This window comes from Pseudomonas sp. 58 R 12 (genome assembly GCF_900005865.1).
Taxonomy (GTDB): Bacteria; Pseudomonadota; Gammaproteobacteria; order Pseudomonadales; family Pseudomonadaceae; genus Aquipseudomonas; species Aquipseudomonas tritici.
Window position 1 is genome coordinate 444774 of the sequence record NZ_CVTP01000028.1, and the last position, 17243, is coordinate 462016.

Annotated in this window: 15 protein-coding genes; 2 read left to right on the forward strand and 13 right to left on the reverse strand. The window is 62.8% G+C overall.

Features of this window, described 5'->3' with window-relative positions:
• Positions 1 to 46: 46 nt before the first annotated feature.
• The 13 genes from BFP95_RS26430 to BFP95_RS26490 all read right to left on the reverse strand — a co-directional run bounded on the left by BFP95_RS26430 (position 47) and on the right by BFP95_RS26490 (position 15014).
• A complete protein-coding gene (locus BFP95_RS26430; protein WP_065910914.1) occupies positions 47 to 910 on the reverse strand; it encodes a LysR family transcriptional regulator in 864 nt (287 codons plus the stop codon).
• 334 nt (positions 911 to 1244) lie between these two features.
• Positions 1245 to 2648: an amidase gene (locus tag BFP95_RS26435; protein ID WP_065910915.1), complete on the reverse strand. Its 1404-nt coding sequence runs from the start codon at positions 2646 to 2648 to the stop codon at positions 1245 to 1247.
• Entirely contained in the window at positions 2645 to 3913 is a 1269-nt protein-coding gene (locus tag BFP95_RS26440) for a Zn-dependent hydrolase (RefSeq protein ID WP_065880952.1), read from the reverse strand. Before BFP95_RS26440 ends, BFP95_RS26435 begins: the two co-directional genes overlap by 4 nt.
• Before the next feature lie 13 nt (positions 3914 to 3926).
• Positions 3927 to 4622 carry an ABC transporter ATP-binding protein gene (locus BFP95_RS26445; protein ID WP_048719438.1) on the reverse strand — a complete coding sequence of 232 codons (696 nt, stop codon included), beginning with the start codon at positions 4620 to 4622 and terminating at the stop codon, positions 3927 to 3929.
• The gene (locus tag BFP95_RS26450; RefSeq protein ID WP_065880953.1) at positions 4622 to 5371 is read right to left on the reverse strand and encodes an ABC transporter ATP-binding protein; all 750 of its coding nucleotides are present in this window, start codon (positions 5369 to 5371) and stop codon (positions 4622 to 4624) included. The genes BFP95_RS26445 and BFP95_RS26450 overlap by 1 nt, the downstream gene beginning before the upstream one ends.
• Positions 5368 to 6378, reverse strand: a complete 1011-nt coding sequence (locus BFP95_RS26455; RefSeq protein WP_065880954.1) for a branched-chain amino acid ABC transporter permease — start codon at positions 6376 to 6378, stop codon at positions 5368 to 5370. The genes BFP95_RS26450 and BFP95_RS26455 overlap by 4 nt, the downstream gene beginning before the upstream one ends.
• A 1-nt stretch (position 6379) precedes the next feature.
• Positions 6380 to 7240, reverse strand: coding sequence for a branched-chain amino acid ABC transporter permease (locus tag BFP95_RS26460; RefSeq protein ID WP_049712559.1), 861 nt, complete (start codon positions 7238 to 7240; stop codon positions 6380 to 6382).
• Positions 7241 to 7297: 57 nt separating this feature from the next.
• Positions 7298 to 8500 (reverse strand): ABC transporter substrate-binding protein, encoded by a 1203-nt coding sequence (locus BFP95_RS26465; RefSeq protein WP_065875987.1) that lies wholly within the window; start codon positions 8498 to 8500, stop codon positions 7298 to 7300.
• Positions 8501 to 8743: 243 nt separating this feature from the next.
• The gene (locus tag BFP95_RS26470) at positions 8744 to 9514 is read right to left on the reverse strand and encodes a FadR/GntR family transcriptional regulator (protein WP_065875988.1); all 771 of its coding nucleotides are present in this window, start codon (positions 9512 to 9514) and stop codon (positions 8744 to 8746) included.
• A 60-nt stretch (positions 9515 to 9574) separates the two neighbouring features.
• Positions 9575 to 10372, reverse strand: a complete 798-nt coding sequence (locus BFP95_RS26475; protein WP_065875989.1) for an alpha/beta fold hydrolase — start codon at positions 10370 to 10372, stop codon at positions 9575 to 9577.
• 104 nt (positions 10373 to 10476) lie between these two features.
• Complete coding sequence (locus tag BFP95_RS26480; protein WP_065875990.1) at positions 10477 to 11880, reverse strand: efflux transporter outer membrane subunit; 1404 nt, start codon at positions 11878 to 11880, stop codon at positions 10477 to 10479.
• A complete protein-coding gene (locus BFP95_RS26485; protein ID WP_065910916.1) occupies positions 11873 to 13843 on the reverse strand; it encodes a MacB family efflux pump subunit in 1971 nt (656 codons plus the stop codon). Before BFP95_RS26485 ends, BFP95_RS26480 begins: the two co-directional genes overlap by 8 nt.
• A 1-nt stretch (position 13844) precedes the next feature.
• Entirely contained in the window at positions 13845 to 15014 is a 1170-nt protein-coding gene (locus BFP95_RS26490; RefSeq protein WP_065875992.1) for an efflux RND transporter periplasmic adaptor subunit, read from the reverse strand.
• Positions 15015 to 15269: 255 nt separating this feature from the next.
• Between BFP95_RS26490 and BFP95_RS26495 the strand changes: the two genes are divergently transcribed.
• Both BFP95_RS26495 and BFP95_RS26500 read left to right on the forward strand, forming a co-directional pair.
• A complete protein-coding gene (locus BFP95_RS26495) occupies positions 15270 to 15752 on the forward strand; it encodes a sigma-70 family RNA polymerase sigma factor (RefSeq protein ID WP_065875993.1) in 483 nt (160 codons plus the stop codon).
• Between the two features lie 120 nt (positions 15753 to 15872).
• Entirely contained in the window at positions 15873 to 17210 is a 1338-nt protein-coding gene (locus BFP95_RS26500) for a lysine N(6)-hydroxylase/L-ornithine N(5)-oxygenase family protein (protein WP_065910917.1), read from the forward strand.
• Positions 17211 to 17243 lie beyond the last annotated feature (33 nt).

The following is a 17243-nucleotide window of genomic DNA, read 5'->3' on the forward strand; positions in this document are numbered from 1 at the left end:
AAAAGGAAACACCCGCAGGCTAGCATGCGCGCGGGGATAGGGTGATTCAAATCAATGGGTCCCAGCGCTGCGACCAGTCAGTTTCAGCCTTGACCACTTCGCGCAACAACCCCAGTGCCTGTTGCAACACCGCCGAATCCCGCGCCCGTGAATACACCAGGTAAGTGGGGAAGCTGAACTCCGGCGCCTTGGGCACGCGCTGCATCACGCCACTGTCCAGGTAGCTCTGCACCACGCGAGTACGGAAGTAGCCGGCGCCGCCGTTTTCCAGGATGTACTGCAACGCCAGCGGGCCGAGGTTGAAACTCAGCGCGGCGCGGGCCTTGTCGGGCAGGGCGGCATCGTGTTGTTGGCGAAAGCCCGGGCCCCAGTCGATATACACGTAGGGGGCCGGATTGCTCACCAACTGCACCAGGATCAGTTTTTCTTCCAGCACCTGCTCCACCTGCAACCCCGGCCAGTATTGCGGCTGGAACACCAGCGCGGCGTCGAGCACGCCCAGTTCCAGCTGGCGCAACAGGTACTCGCCTTCGCGGATTTCGGTACGCAGCGCATGGCCCGGAATATGTTGGCGCAGCGCCTGGGCCCAGCCGAGCATCAACGGGTTGCACAGGCTGACCTCGCCGCCGATATGCAGCACATTGCGATAGCCATCCGGCAGCGGCAGGTCGCGGCGCGCGGCTTCCCAGGTTTGCAGCAATTGGTTGGCGTACACCACGAAGGCTTCGCCGTCGGCGGTCAGGCGTGCGCCGGCGCGGTTGCGGATGAACAGCGTGCTGCCCAATTGGCTTTCGAGGCTCTTGACCCGCGCGGTGATAGCGGTTTGGGTGACATGCAGTTTCTCGGCCGTCGCAGCCAGGCTGCCGCAGCGGGTGATTTCGAGGAAAGTGCGTGCCAGTTCGATGTCCATGAAGCCCCCGGGGATGAATGGGGGGCATTGTAATGGAATGTGGTCAAACCTGTGGGAGCAGGCTTGTCGAGTCGTCGAACCGCTGCGATAGCCATAAGTATCTACACATCTTCAACGTGAAATTGCGTAGCAGCTGTCGAGCCCTGGCGAGGCTGCGTCAGCGGTGTGTCAGACAGCCCGCAAACGCAGCCTCGCCAGGGCTCGACAGCTGCTACGCAGAGGGGGCCCCCAAGATGTGTAGATACCTATGCTGCGATGGCGGTGATTCAGTCAATCCAGTTGTCACTGATGCACGGCTATCGCAGGCAAATCAGCTCCCACAGTAGATTGCATTTCAGACTGGGTTTTTTGGTGCCTGCAAGTGCGGGGTAGGGAATGCTTTGGCGTACACCTGGCACACCCGCAAAACCTTTTCATCCGCAAACCGCGCGCCCACCACGTGCAACCCCACTGGCAAGCCATTCGCCGACAACCCGCACGGCACCGAAGCTGCCGGTTGCTGCGTCAGGTTGAAGGGGTAGGTGAACGGCGTCCACTGCGTCCATTCCTGCAAACCCGAACCCGGTGGCACGTCGTGCCCGGCGTCGAACGCGGTGATCGGCATCATCGGCGACACCAGCACGTCGTAATGCTCATGGAATGCGGCCATGCGCGCCACCAGGGCTGCGCGCGCTTCGAGGGCCGCGTTGAAGTCATCCAGGCTCAAGCGTTCGCCGCGTTGTGCGATGCGCAGCAAACCAGGATCGAGCAGCTGCTTTTGCGCCTCGCTCATGCTCCCGGTCAGGCGTGCGGCGCCGGCGGCCCACAGGGTGCTGAAGACTTCCAGCGGGTCACTGAAGCCGGGGTCGATTTGCTCGACATGGGCGCCCAGTTGCACCAGCCCTTCCACCGCCTGCGCGACCACCTTGGCCACTTGCGGGTCGACGTCCACGTAACCGAAGGTCGGGCTATAGGCGACGCGCAAACCTTTCAGATCCGTACCCGGCGTCAGCCACGGTGTGCTCCGTGGCGCACCGATCAAGCCATCGCGCGCATCCGGCTGGGCGATGGTCTGCAGCATCAACACGCTGTCTTCCACCGTGCGGGTCATCGGCCCCAGGTGCGAGAGGATGGTCATGGAGCTGGCCGGCCATTGCGGCACATAACCGAAGGTCGGCTTGATCCCGAAGGTGCCCGTGAATGCACAGGGAATCCGGATCGAACCGCCCGCATCGCTGCCCTGGTGCAACACACCGAGGTTCAATGCGGCCGCTGCCCCTGCGCCGCCGGACGAACCGCCGGCCGTGGTGCGTGTGTCCCAGGGGTTGCGGGTGACGCCGTAGAGCGGGTTGTCGGTGACGCCTTTCCAGCCGAATTCCGGGGTGGTGGTCTTGCCCAGCAGCACCGCGCCGGCCTTGCGCATAAAGGCGGTGAAGGGCGCGTCGATGTCCCATGGGCCCTCGGCGGATGTGGTGCGCGAGCCCTTGCGGGTGGGCATGCCGATCGTCAGCGTGAGGTCTTTAATCGACGCCGGCACGCCGTCCAACGCGCCGCAGGGTTGGCCGTCGAGCCAGCGTTGTTCGGAAGCGCGAGCTGCGTACAGCGCGCCTTCGGGGTCCACGTGGCAGTAGGCGTTTACCACTGGGTTATAGCGTTCGATACGCAGCAAGGCATCCTCGGTGACTTCCACCGGCGACAGGCTCTTGTCGCGAAAATGCTGCAGCAGTTGCACTGCCGTCAGTTCGCCGATCTCACTCATGCCACATCCCCCTGAGCCGCATTGACCATGGCCCGCAGCAATACCGCGCAGCCCGCCGCCAGGTCATCCGGCGCGGCGTTTTCGATTTCGTTATGGCTGATGCCGCCCTCGCACGGCACAAAGATCATCCCGGCAGGGCCCAACTCAGCGACGAAAATCGCGTCGTGCCCGGCGCCGCTGACGATATCCATATGGCTCAAGCCCAACACACCCGCCGCGTCGCGCACCGCGTTGACGCAGGCCGGGTTGAAGTCCAGCGGCGGGAAGTCGGCCGTCGGCGTCAGCTCAAAGGTGAGGCCGTGTGTTTTGGCGGTGGCTTCGATCACGCCGCGCACTTCATCGACCATGGCTTGCAGCGTGTCCGCATGCAGGTGGCGCAGGTCGATGGTCATGTGCACTTGGCCAGGAATCACGTTGCGTGAACCGGGGTGCAGGCTCAGGCAACCGACCGTGCCACAGGCGTGCGGTTGTTGTTGATGGGCGATACGGTTCACCGCGCTGACCACCTCTGCAGCGCCCACCAGGGCATCCTTGCGCAGGTGCATTGGCGTCGGGCCGGCGTGGGCTTCGACGCCAGTGAAGGTCAGGTCGAACCACTTCTGGCCCAGGCAGCCCATGACCACGCCAATCGTCGTGGCCTGGTCTTCCAGCACCGGGCCTTGTTCGATATGGGCTTCGAAATACGCGCCTACCGGATGGCCCAGCACCGTGCGGGCACCGGCATAGCCGATGCGCTGCAACTCAGCGCCCACGGACAGGCCTTGGTCGTCGAGCTTGTCGAGGGTGTCCTGTAAATCGAATTTACCGGCAAACACACCCGAACCCATCATGCACGGCGGGAAGCGCGAGCCTTCTTCGTTGGTCCATACCACCACTTCAATCGGCGCTTCGGTTTCGATGTTCAAATCATTGAGGGTGCGGATCACTTCCAGCCCGGCCATCACCCCGTAGCAACCGTCGAACTTGCCGCCGGTGGGCTGGGTGTCGATATGGCTGCCGGTCATCACCGGGGGCAGGGCAGGATTGCGCCCGGCGCGGCGCGCGAAAATATTGCCGATGGCGTCGACACTGACGCTGCACTCGGCCGCCTCACACCATTGCACAAACAGGTTGCGGGACTGGCGGTCCAGGTCGGTGAGGGCCAGGCGGCACACGCCGCCCTTGGCCGTGGCGCCAAGCTGGGCCAGGTCCATCAAGGATTGCCACAAGCGGTCGCGATTGATCAGCGGGGCGTTGCTCTTGAGCGGTTGCGCAAAACTATTCATGTGCAATCTCCGGTCAGGCACTCAGGGCCAGGTAGCGGTTCTTGATGGTCGGGTCGGCGCGGAAAGCGGCGGCGCTGCCCTCGTAGACCACGCGGCCTTGTTCGAGTACGTAATGGCGGTCGGCGAGCTTGTCGCAGACCATCAGGTTCTGTTCCACCAGCAACACCGGCAGGCCGTCGTCCTTGACCTTGCGCAGGATCTTCACCAACTCGTCGACGATCACCGGGGCCAGGCCTTCGGTGGGCTCATCAAGGATCAGCAACTTTGGATCGTTGAGCAGCGCACGGGCGATGGCGAGCATTTGTTGCTCGCCGCCAGACAGTGCGTGGCCGGCGTTTTTACGCCGCTCCTTGAGGCGCGGGAACATGCCGTAGACGTCTTCGAGCTGCCAGCGGCTGGTCTTGCGTGCGGCGATGCGCAGGTTTTCTTCGACGGTCAGCAGGCGGAAAATTCCGCGGTTCTCCGGTACCAGCGCCAGGCCCTGGCGAGCAATTTCAAAGATCTTCTGGCCCACCAGTGCCTGGCCGTTGAAATGGATCTGGCCCTGGCGTGGGCAAATAATCCCGAGGATGCTGCGCAGCGTCGTGGTCTTGCCGGCGCCGTTGCGGCCCAGCAGCGTCACCAGCTCGCCAGGGTTTACGGTCAGCGACACGCCTTCCAGCACGTGGCTCTTGTCGTAGTAGGAATGGATATTCTCGACGATCAGCATCAGGCAGCCTCCCCAAGGTACGCACTGCGCACACGTTCATCGGCCCGCACGAATTCCGGCGTGCCTTCCACCAGGATCTGCCCGTGGCTCATCACCGTGATGCGTTGGCTGATGGACATGACAATGCTCATGTTGTGTTCGATCAACAGCACCGTGTGGTCGCGGCCGAGGTCGCTGATCAGTTGGGTCATGATCGGGATGTCGTCGATGCCCATGCCCGAGGTGGGCTCGTCGAGCATCAACAGTTTGGGTTTGGAGCAGATCGACATGCCCACCTCCAGCACGCGTTGCTGGCCGTGGGACAACTCGCCGGCCAGGGTGTCGGCGCGGGCGGTGAGTTGCAGGCGTTCCAGCACGTGGTCGGCCATCTCCAGGTGTTCGCGCTTGCTGTCCACGCGGCGCCAGAAATTCAGGGCGCGCACACCATCGCGGCCTTGGGCGGCCAGGCGCAGGTTTTCGCGCACGCTGAGGTTCTGGAACAGGCTGGTAAGCTGGAACGAGCGCGCCATGCCCAGGCCGACACGGGCATGAGCCGGTTTGCGCATCAGGTTCCTGCCGTCGAAATGAATCGCCCCGGCGGTGGCCTGGCGCTCACCGGTGAGGCAGTGGAACAGGCTGGTCTTGCCCGCGCCGTTGGGGCCAATGATGGTGTGGATGGTGCCGGCTTCGACCTTGAGGTTTACGCCATTCACCGCATGAAAGGCACCGTAGGCCAGTTCCAAGTCTTTGGTTTCCAGCAGGATGCTCATAGCACGTCCTCCTTGGCGACAGCGGCGGCCTTGCGACTGCCTCGCACCCGTTCAAACAGCGACACCAGGCCGCCCCACAAACCACCGCGCATGAAGATCACCACCAGGATCAAAATCACCCCCAGCAGCATCAGCCAGCGCGGCCACAGGTCGGAGAGGAAATCTCCCAGCAACACGATGGAACCGGCGCCCAGCAACGAGCCGAACAACGAGCCCGTGCCGCCGACGATGGTCATGATCAGGATGTTCTCGGACATCATCAGGTCGATATTCGACAGGGGCACAAAGTGCAGCAGCATGGCGTACAGCGCGCCGGCAATCCCGGTGACCGCGCCAGACAACACAAACACCAGGATCTTGAAATGCCGCGTGTCGTAGCCGATGGCCGAGGCACGGGTTTCGTTTTCGCGGATCGCCATCAGCGTGCTGCCGAACGGTGAAGCGATCACCCGGCGTGCGCCGATAAAGATCAGCAGGAACAGCACCGCGACAAAGCCGTAGAAGGCGCGGGCGTCGGCCAGCGACAGCAACACGGTGTCACCGAGGCGGATTTCCGGGCGTGGCACGCTGAGCAGGCCGTTGTCGCCGCCGGTCCAGTCACTGAGGGTATAGGCGACGAAGTAAGCCATTTGGCTGAACGCCAGGGTCAGCATCACGAAGTAGATGCCGGTACGGCGGATCGCCAGGGCGCCCACCAACAAGGCCAGGAACCCACCGGCGACGGCGGCGCCGAGCAGCGCCGTGAACAAACCCATTTGCAGGTGGATCATCAGCAACGCCGCGCAATACGCGCCGGCACCAAAGAAGATGCCTTGGCCGAACGACAGTAGCCCGGTGTAACCCAGCAGCAAGTTGCAGGCGAGGGCGGCCATGGCAAAGATCAGGATCTCGGTGGCCAGGGTCGCCGAGGGCAGTATCAAGGGCAGGCCAATCAGCACTGCCAATACCCACAGCAACATCGCGCGCGATTGCGTCTTGGCAAACGGCAGGGGGTTTTTCTCGCTCATGTCAGGCTCTCCCAAACAGGCCGTAAGGACGTACCAGAATCACCACGGCCATTGCGCCGTAGATCATCAGGCTCGCGCCCTGGGGCCAAAGTGTGGTCATCAGGCTTTGCACCACGCCCACCAGCAAACCGCCGACCAGCGCACCGCTGAACGAACCCATGCCGCCGATCACCACGACCACAAACGCCACCCCGAGAATTTCCGGGCCGACGAAGGGCTGGGCGCCGCGCAACGGCGCGAACAGCACACCGGCCATGCCGGCCAGGGCAACGCCAAGTGCGAAGGTCATGGAGAACAGGCGGAAAATATTGGTGCCCAGCAACGAGACGGTTTCGGTGCTCTCACTGCCTGCCCGTACCAGGGCGCCGAAGCGCGTGCGTTCCAACAGCAGCCACAGGCCCAGGCCGACCAGCCCGGAAAACACGATGAGGAATAGGCGGTAATAGGGGTAGACGAAGTCACCCACCACCAGCACGCCGCGCAGCAGCTCAGGCACGGCGACGCTCTTGCCCACCGGCCCCCAGATCATCACGCTGGCTTCCTGGATGATCAGCGCGATGCCCAAGGTCACCAGGATCTGGAACATGTGCGGCAAGTGGTAAATCCGCTGGATCAATAATCGCTCGATGGCCCAGGCCAACGCGGCCACCACCAGCGGGGCGATCAACAGCGCCAGCCAGAAATTGCCGGTGAGGCTCACGGCGGTGTAGCAGATGTAGGCGCCCAGCAAGAAGAACGCGCCGTGGGCGAAGTTGACGAAGTTGAGCAGGCCGAAAATGATCGTCAGCCCGACCGCGATCAGGAAGTAGATCATCCCCAATCCAAGGCCGTTGAGTATCTGGAACAGGTAAAGATTAAGCATGCAGGAACCCTCTGCAGGAGGCCGCTCGCACGGCCCTGCGCTACCAAATTCAGGGGATCAGCCGAGCGTGCAGCCCGTGGCTTCCACTGGCGGGAACGACTGGCCGGCGCTGAGCACTTTGGCCAGGTCGTCCTTGTCGGCCATGTCGCCGGTGGCCTTGCCGATCAGCAGGTAGTAATCCTTGATCACTTGGTGGTCGCCAGCGCGGATCGATTCCTTGCCGGTCGGGCCTTCAAAACTCAAGCCCTGCATGGCCTTGGCCACGGTTTTGCCGTCAAAGCTGCCGGTGGACATGATGGTGTCGAGCATGACCTTGGTGCTGATGTAATCGGCGGCCAGCGGGTAGGTGGGGTTGATGCCGTACTTGGCCTGGGTCAGCTTGACCAGTTCGCGGTTGAGCGGGGTGTCGACCTGGTGCCAGTACTGCGCGCCGAGGTACACGCCTTCAAGCACATCGCTGCCCAACTCCTGGAATTGGTCGAGGCCGGCGGACCATACCAGCAGCACTTTCATGCGCTCCTTGATGCCGAAGTTCACCGCCTGGCGCAGGGTGTTGGACGACTGGCTGCCGAAGTTGAGCAGCACCAGTACATCGGGCTTGGCGGCGATGGCGTTGGTCAGGTAGCCGGAGAATTCTTGTTCTTGCAGTGAGTGGTAGCTGTTGCCGATGTGTTCCAGGCCGTTTTCCTTGAGCACTGTTTTTGCGCCTTCAAGCAGCGCTTCGCCGAACACGTATTGCGGGGTGATGGTGTACCAGCGCTTGGCGTCCGGCAGCAGTTTGATCAGCGGCACCATGGTTTCGCGGATCGCACCGTAGGTGGGCACCGACCAGCGGAAGGTCGCGAGGTTGCAATCCTTGCCGGTGACTTCGTCGGCGCCGACCGGGGTCATGAACACACCGCCGACTTTGTCGACTTCCTTGGCCACCGCCAGTGCCGACGACGACAGCGTGCAGCCCTGGAAGAACCGCGCGCCGTCCTGCTGGATGGCTTCCTGCACCTTGCGCACGGCCTTGCCGGCGTTGCCTTCGGTGTCGATGACTTTGTAGTTCAGTGGCCGGCCGAGCAGTTCGGGGTGCTGTTCCACCGCCAGGCGCGAACCCATGTCGGCAAATTTGCCATAGCTGGCAAAGGCGCCAGACATGGACTTGAGGCCGTAAAAGGTAAAGGGCTCGGCGGCGAATGCCGACCGGATACTCAGCGGGAGGCTGAGGGCGGCGGCTGCGGTGAGACTGGCTTTCAACAACGTACGACGCTGCATGGGGTGACTCCCTGGTTTAGTTATTGGCAGGAGTGGCAAGGGCGATACGGTGGAGCAAGGGCCTGTGGGCAGGCCTGTTATTGAATTGGGTGAAACGGTCTGAGGGTTGGAACCCGGTCAACTGTGGGAGCTGGCTTGCCTGCGATCGCATCGACTCGGTGTAACTGAACACCGAGGTGCCTGCATCGCAGGCAAGCCAGCTCCCACATTGATCGGGTTTCCACAGTAGGTACCGCGGTGTTTTCAGTGGTTGTGATCGAACTCCAGCAGAAAATGCGGGCTGACTTCACCTTCCAGCGCCGTCATATGGTGTTCCGCATCGCACATGTGCTCATGCATCAAACCGCGCACCGCGCGTTCATCCCCGGCACGAAAGGCGATCAGCAACTGTTTGTGATAATCCAGGTTGGCCGCGTCGAACTGCTTGCGCTTGGGCTTGTAGGCCTTTTTCAACACCACCAGGTCGCGCAGCAGGTCGTTGAGAAACTGCGCCATGAAACTCAGCAACGGATTGGGGCAGGCCTTGGCCAGCAGGTTATGGAACTCCAGTTCCGCCAGGCGTTGCTCGCGCTGGCCGGCCTCGCTGTCTTCCGGGGCGCTGCAGAAATCCACGTTGTCTTGCAGGGCCTGGTAGTCGTCTTCGCTCAAGCGCCCGAGCACCGACACCGCGAGTTCCACTTCGATGACTTTGCGCAGTTGGTACACCTGCTCGCCATCCAAATGCTGGAAGTGCAGGTAGTTGCGCAGCGCGCGGCTGGCGGGCTCAGTGCCGGCCTGGTTCAGGTAAGCACCACCGCTGGGGCCGGTGCGTGTGCTCACCAGGCCTTCCACTTCCAGGGCCTTGAGCGCTTCGCGGGCCGAGCCCTTGGAGCACTGGAAGCTTTCCATCAGCTCACGTTCAGTGGGTAGACGGTCGCCGGGCTTCAAGGCGTCGGTGACGATGGAGCGCTTGACCGACTCGACAATCACATCGGACAGCTTCTGGCGTTTGCGTCGGAGCGGGCGACTTAGCATGGGTTCGATTTATCGTATTAATGCGGATAAATAGCACTTAATAGCGATCGGGATGCAGCGTCAACGCCACGTGTCGTTTTCGATGGCAACAGGTCGCAAACGGGTGGCTGCTCCGCGGTTACCTGAGTCAAGGCAACGGGTGGACGGCGGTGGCTGCTTGCCAAAGACCAGGAAGTCTGCGACCCAGCGGTTGATGCAACTGCTGGCGGCGTGCTTGACGGGTTCTTTCAGCCGCAGTTGCTCGACCGGCGAAGCCGCTTCTTCGGCCTGTTGCGCGTTGACCAGCACCATGCGCGCCACGCGATCGGGAAACAGCGCAGCGTAACGGCTACCCAGGCGGGCGGCGTTGTCATTGCCCAGGTAGAGCAGTTGGGCGTCGCCAAGTTGCCTGCGGACGTACTCCATGTCCTGGGCGGCCTGTTCGATGCCGTTGTCGTTGCTGAGGTCGCGGGGGCTGAGTTCGATCACGTCGTAACGGTCGACCAGCGTGCGATAGGCGGGGTTGGCGTAGGCGCCCCAGAGGCTGGTCAGGTGAATGACAAAGGTGCCGCCCTGGTTGTTGGCGGCGGCGTCGCCAGCCTGGGCAAACACCACGCCTTCACGGTTCAGCGGGTCACGGGCGCCGACGCGAGTCAGGTAGAGACGCAAGCTGCCTTGCCGGGGCGCGGCGTAATTGCGCGGTACGTTCACAATGCCGCATTGGGTGCGTTGCAGCACCTCGGGGTCCAGGCGCTCAACGGTGGGCAGGGGGCAGTCCAGCAGCCAGTCGATGGTGGTGGGAGGGATCAGTGGTTGGGCAGAGGCAAGGCTTGCCGTCAGCCAGAGACAGGCGCACGTCAGGTAGTTTGCAACAGTCATCGAGAGGTCCTGGGCGGCCGTGTAATAGCGGCTTTTTTACCAAGGACCTCAGGTCGAAGAATGTAGGGTGAAAAGACAGATAATGTACGAGATCGGAGTTTTGTTTATCGGATCTGTGCCTGCCAGCCACCGCCCAGTGCCTTGTACAGCGCGATGCTGGCCTGCAGGCGTGACAGCCGCAGTTGCACATTCTGGTCTTGGGCCGCGTACAGCGTGCGCTGGGTTTCCAGCACCGTGAGCAGGTCTTCGGCACCTGCCTGGTAGCGGCTTTCGGCGATCTGGAACGCGGTCTGGGCCTGTTTCAGCTCTTCACTTTGCCATTCGCGTTGCTGGTCGAGGCGGGTGATGCCGCTGAGGGCTTTTTCCACATCGGCAAAGCCATTGATGATCGCGCCGCGATAGGTTTGCAGCAGTTCATCCTGGCGTGCGCGAGCCTTGTCACGTTCAGCACTTAAACGGCCGTTGTTGAAGATCGGGCCGACGAGGCCGGCGGTCAGCGTGTAGTAGGGGCTGCGCAGCACATCCATGGCCTTGTAGGCGTCGGAGCCCAAGGTTGCACCAAGGGTGACGGCGGGCAGCATGGCCGCGCGGGCCACGGTGACGTCGGCCTGTGCTGCCGCCAGTTGCGCCTCGGCCTTGGCGATATCGGGCCGGCGGCTGAGCAGTTGGCTGGGCAGGCCGGCGCCGATGGTCGGCCAGGTCAGTGCCTGAAAGGGCTCGGCGCCCAGGTCCAACGCCTGCACCGGTTGGCCGAGCAGGGCGGCCAGGGTGATCTGCGATTCTTCGGCCAGTTGCTGGATCAGCGGCAACTGGCGTTGCTGGCTGGCCACCAGGCTTTTTTGCTGTGCCAGTTCCAGGGCCGTGGCGGAGCCGGCGTCGTAGCGCGTCTGTACCAGGTCGAGCACGTTGCGCGCATTGGCCAGGTTCAGCTCGGCGATCTGCTGGCGTTGGTGGGCGGCGAGGGTTTGTGCGTAGCGGTCGGCCACGCTGCTGAGCAGGGTCAGTTCCACGGTGGCCCGGTCAAACTCGCTGGCGCGCAGGCTGTGCAGGGCGCTGTCGCGGGCGGCGGCGCGGCCACCCCAGAAGTCCACTTCGTAGCTGGCGGTGAGGTTGGCGCCGAAGTTGTCGACGGCGTCGTCGCTTTGGGACGCATCCAGGTCCGGTCCACCCGGGCCGCGTATGAGTTTCTGGTGACTGGTCGTGAGGTTGAACTTCACCTCGGGCAACAATGGCGCACCGGCTATCACCGCACTGGCCTGCGCCTGGCGCACACGGGCCGTGGCGGCGGCAACGTCGAAACTGTCACGGCGGGCCTGCTCGATAAGACGGTTCAACTGCGGGCTGGCGAAGTGTGTCCACCATTGCTGGTTGGTGGCCTGGGCGGCGTCGCGCTCGGCGTATTGCCAGGCGGCAGGCGGCGCAATAGCCGTGTCGATGGCCGGTGGGTTGCCGGCGCAGGCGCTGAGCAACACACACAAACCGGGCAAGTAGATGGATCGTTTATTCACTGGTCAACGCCTTAACCGGATCGAGCCGGGCAGCTTTACGGGCCGGCATAAAGCCGAATACGACGCCGGTGACCAGCGCGCAACCAAATGCGCCACACACCGCCACCAGGGAAAACTGCACCGCCACCTCGGCCAGTACCAGCACGCCACCCACCAGCAGGGCCAGGGCGATGCCGCACAGGCCGCCGACCACCGAGAGCATCACCGCTTCGGTAAGGAACTGGCGCAGGATGTCGCGCTGGCGTGCGCCGGTGGCCATGCGGATACCGATTTCGCGGGTACGTTCGCGCACGGTCATCAACATGATGTTCATCACGCCGATACCGCCCACCAACAGGGAAATCGCGGCAATCGAACCGAGCATCAACGACAGCGTGTTCTGCGTGTGGGCTTCGGCCTGGATCATCGCCGCGTTGTTGGTCAGCTCGTAATCGCGCTTGCCGTTGTGCAGCGTTTGCATCAACTGGTCGATGGCCAGCTCGGCCTCGTGGACCTTGCGCGCATCAGCCGCCGCGATCACCACGTATTCGGGGTTATAGCTGCCGAACAGGCGCACGCTGGCGGCGGTATAAGGAATGGCAATGCGGTCGTCGCTGTCCTTGTTGCCAGAGCTGGCGCCTTTTTCCGCCAGCACGCCGATCACCTGGAACGGCACGTTCTCAATCAGGATGTACTGGCCGATGGGGTCGACCTCGCCCTTGAACAGCTTCTCGCGCACACGATGCCCGATCACCGCCACCGTGGCGGCGGCGCGCTCGTCCTCGGCGGTAAAATAATTGCCCTCGACCACCGGCCAATTGAAGATCTCCGGGAAGTTGGTGTCATTGCCGCCCACATAGGCCATGTAGTCGACATTGCCAAAACGCACCCCGGCTTCGCTGCCGTTGACCGGCATGATGCGCTGCACCTGGGGCAGGGCGGCCAGTGCGTGGACGTCATTGAGCGTCACGATCCCCGGCGGCGTACGCGGGTTGGGCGACGATCCACTGAGGTAGATGATGTTGGAGCCGAACGCGCCCATCTGCGCCATGACCTGGCGCTTGCTGCCTTCGCCCACCGCCAGCATCACCACCACCGATGCCACGCCGATAATGATGCCCAGCAGGGTCAACGCGGTGCGGAAGCGGTTGATCCACATCACCCGCCAGGCAGCTTGCACGGCATCCACCAATTCGGCTTTCCATGCGCCATTGTGCTCGGCGCCGTCGGCCAGGCGTTGGCGCAGGTCAACGGCTTGCAGGGCGCCGTTGGCTAATGCAGGAGCTATTTCGCTGCCATCGGCCGAGTCACTGATGATCAAGCCATCGCGAATCTCGATGATGCGGTTGGCCCGCGCCGCCACTTCGCGGTCGTGGGTGATCAGGATCACCACGTGGCCTTGGCTGGCCAGTTCGTCGAGCAGGGTCATGACCTCGGCGCCGCTGTGGCTGTCGAGGGCGCCGGTGGGTTCATCGGCCAGGATGATGTGGCCACCGTTCATCAACGCGCGAGCGATGGACACGCGTTGCTGCTGGCCGCCGGAAAGCTGGTGCGGACGGTTGCCGGTGCGGTCGGCCAGGCCCAGGCGCGTGAGCAGCGCGTTGGCGCGGGCATGGCGCTCGGTGGCGCTGATGCCGGAATAGATCGCCGGCATCTCGACGTTTTCCTGGGCCGAGCCGGAGGGAATCAGGTGGTAGCCCTGGAACACGAAGCCAAAGGCTTCGCGGCGCAGCCAGGCCAGTTCGTCACTGTCCAGGTGCGCGACGTTTTCCCCGGCGAACAGGTAGTCACCGACGCTTGGGCGGTCGAGGCAGCCGAGGATATTCATCAGCGTGGACTTGCCGGAGCCCGAGGCGCCGACGATGGCAACGAACTCCCCGGCATGAATCGACAGGTCGATGCCGCGCAACACGTCGACCTGCGGGCTGTCGCCGCCGCCGTAGGATTTGCGGATGTTCTTGAGTTCGATCAGGGGCGTGGTCAACTCAACCCCCGTTGCCGTCGGCCGGGCCGATCACCAATTGATCGCCCTCGTTCAGGCCGTCGAGCACCTGGACGCGCAGGCGGTCACTGATGCCCAGGTGCACGTGGCGTTCTTCGATACGGCCGCTTTTGGTCAGGACCCGGGCGATCTGGCGGTCGGCACTGGACGTGCCCCGCAGCGCGGCAACCGGTGCAGTGAGGGCGTCCTTGACCTGGCTGGCGACGAAAAACACCTGGGTGGTCATCTCCGCCATCAACGCGTTGTCGCTGTTGTCCACGTCCAGCAGCACGGTGTACAGCACCACACGGCCACTGCCGCTTTTGCTGGAACTGTTGGGGCTACCGCTGCCTTGGGTTTCATTCAAGGGCTTGGGCGGGATCGGCAGGATCTGTCGCACGGTGCTGGTCCAGCGCCGGTTGCCGCCGCTCAGGGTGGTGAAATAGGCGGTCATGCCCGGTTTGACGTGGCCGATATCGGCTTCCGAGACTTCCGCCCAGACGGTCATCGGTGACAGTTTGGCGATGCGCAGGATCAGCGGTGTCTGCTGCTGGGCGTTCAGGGTCTGGCCGACGCGCGCGTCCACCGCCACTACGGTGCCGGTCATCGGGGCATAGATGCGCGTGTAGCCCAGCTCCGCTTCATCGCTGCGCAGGCTGGCCTGGGCTTGCCGGATCTGCGCCTGGAACATGCTGACCCGGGCCGCTGTAGCGCTCAATTCAGCTTTGGCGGTTTGTACATCTTCTTCGCGGGTCGCATTACCGGCGGCCAGGCGCTGCTGGCGCTGGTACTTCTGGCGTGCCAACTCATGCTGGGCGTTTTGCTCCTGCAACTGAGCCTTGAGGTTTTCGATGGCGTAGCGGCTGGCGTCGAGTTTGGCTTTTTGCGTGGAAGGGTCGATCTCCACCAGCAACTGACCTTCCTGGACCTGATCGCCGGCCTCGACGTGGATCTTGCGGATCTGCCCGGACGCCTGTGCGCCTACATCGACATAACGCCTGGGTTGCAGGGTGCCCAGGGCCGTCACGCTGTTTTCGATATTGCCGCGGGTGACGCTCACAGTGGTGAGGGTGTCGGGCCCCGGCGGCAGCACTTGCCAGGCCGCGATGGCGATGACGGGGATCAGGCACGCGATAACAAGCAAGGCGCGTCGGGCAGGTCGAGGGCGTTTCATGCTTTGGTTCCAGCCAGGAAAGTTCGGACCGCAGTTGCGGGGAGCTGACAAGTAGACGAGGGAATTGCGCGGGGATTTAGGCTGTTACATAAGCAGTTACAGCTCCCTTGAAGAAAAATAATCGTCCGTTGATGCAAGTGTGCTTTAAAAGTAGATGAGAATTACTATAAATTGCACGCACTCAAACTGCCATCACCTAAACGCTGTCTTTTTTGCACCCAAGGGCCTAATGCCGCCACCCGGCGGTCGGGAGTCATGTTGGAAAACTACTATCGCGAGCTGGTGTGTTTCCTCAACGCCAAGCTGGGCAACCGTCAGGTGGCCGAGGATGTGGTGCATGATGCTTATGTCCGGGTGCTGGAACGTTCCAGCGACACGCCCATCGAACAACCCCGCGCCTTTTTGTACCGCACTGCGCTCAACCTGGTGATCGACGGTCATCGCCGCAACGCCTTGCGCCAGGTTGAACCCCTGGATGTGCTGGATGCCGAAGAGCGCTTCGCCAGTTGCTCGCCCCACACCCACCACGACCACGGCCAGCGCCTGGAATTGCTCGAACGTGCCCTGGCCGAGCTGCCGCCTGCCTGCCGCGACAGCTTTCTGCTGCGCAAGCTCGACGGCCTGACCCACCTGCAAATCGCCGAGCGCCTGTGCATTTCCCGCGCCCTGGTGGAAAAACACATCGTCAACGCCATGAAGCACTGCCGGGGGCGGATGCGAGAGTGGGAAGCGCACTGATCACCTGTTAGTTAAATTTTATTTCACTGTCCTCGTTTCCTATCAACAGATGACCTGTTGTGCAGGTCTTGAAAGGTATTCCCGCCCCACCGCCAAGGGGCTTATCCAGAGGACACTGGAATGACACAGGCTATTGCTTCGCCCGCGGTTCACGACCTGATCGGTATCGGTTTCGGCCCTTCGAACCTGGCGCTGGCCATCGCCCTGCAGGAGCGCGAAAAGGCCCAGGGCAAACTGGACGTGCTGTTTCTCGACAAACAGGCCGACTACCGCTGGCACGGCAATACCCTGGTGACCCAGAGCGAACTGCAGATCTCGTTCCTCAAGGACCTGGTGACTCTGCGTAACCCCACCAGCCCGTATTCCTTCGTCAATTACCTGAAAGCCCACGACCGCCTGGTGGACTTCATCAACTTGGGCACCTTTTACCCGTGCCGCATGGAGTACAACGACTACCTGCGCTGGGTCGCCGGGCAGTTCCAGGCCCAGGCGCGCTACGGCGAGGAAGTGCTGGCCATCGAGCCGATCCTGCATCAGCAGCAGGTTGAAGCGCTGCGCGTGATTTCCCGCGATGCTCTGGGCGAGCAGCATGTACGCACCACCCGTTCGGTGGTGGTCAGCGCTGGCGGCACACCACGTATTCCGGAGGCGTTCAAGGCGCTCAAAGGGGACAGCCGGGTGTTCCACCATTCTCAATACCTGGAGCGCATGGCCACGCAACCGTGTGTCGAGGGCAAGGCCATGCGCATCGCCATCATCGGCGGCGGCCAGAGTGCAGCCGAAGCGTTTATCGACCTGAACGACAGCTTCCCGTCGGTGCAGGTCGACATGATCCTGCGCGGATCGGCGCTCAAGCCCGCCGATGACAGCCCGTTCGTCAACGAAGTGTTCTCGCCGGCCTTTACCGACCTGGTGTTCCAGCAGGAAGGCGCCGAGCGTGAGCGCCTGGTCGCCGAGTACCAGAACACCAATTATTCGGTGGTAGACTTGGACCTGATCGAGCGTATCTACGGCATCTTTTATCGCCAGAAAGTCTCCGGCATCGCCCGCCAGGCGTTCCGCACCATGACGGTGGTCGAGAAAGCCACCCCTGGTCCGTTGGGCATCGAACTGGCGCTGCGCAATAACGCCAGTGGCGAAACCAGCGTCAATCATTACGACGCGGTGATCCTCGCCACCGGCTACGAGCGCCAGACGCACCGCGCCTTGCTGGCACCGCTGGAAGATTATCTGGGCGACTTTGACGTGGCGCGCGACTACCGCATCGTCACCGACGAGCGTTGCAACGCCGGCATCTACATCCAGGGTTTCAGCCAGGCCAGCCACGGTTTGAGCGACACCTTGCTGTCGGTGCTGCCGATTCGGGCGGATGAGATTGCGGCGTCGTTGTATGCGCTGGACCGTGGGCGCGGCAAGGGGCGGTCGGTGCAGGACTTGCTACTCGCTACCGCCAGTTGATCGTTGTGGCGAGGGAGCTTGCTGTGGCGAGGG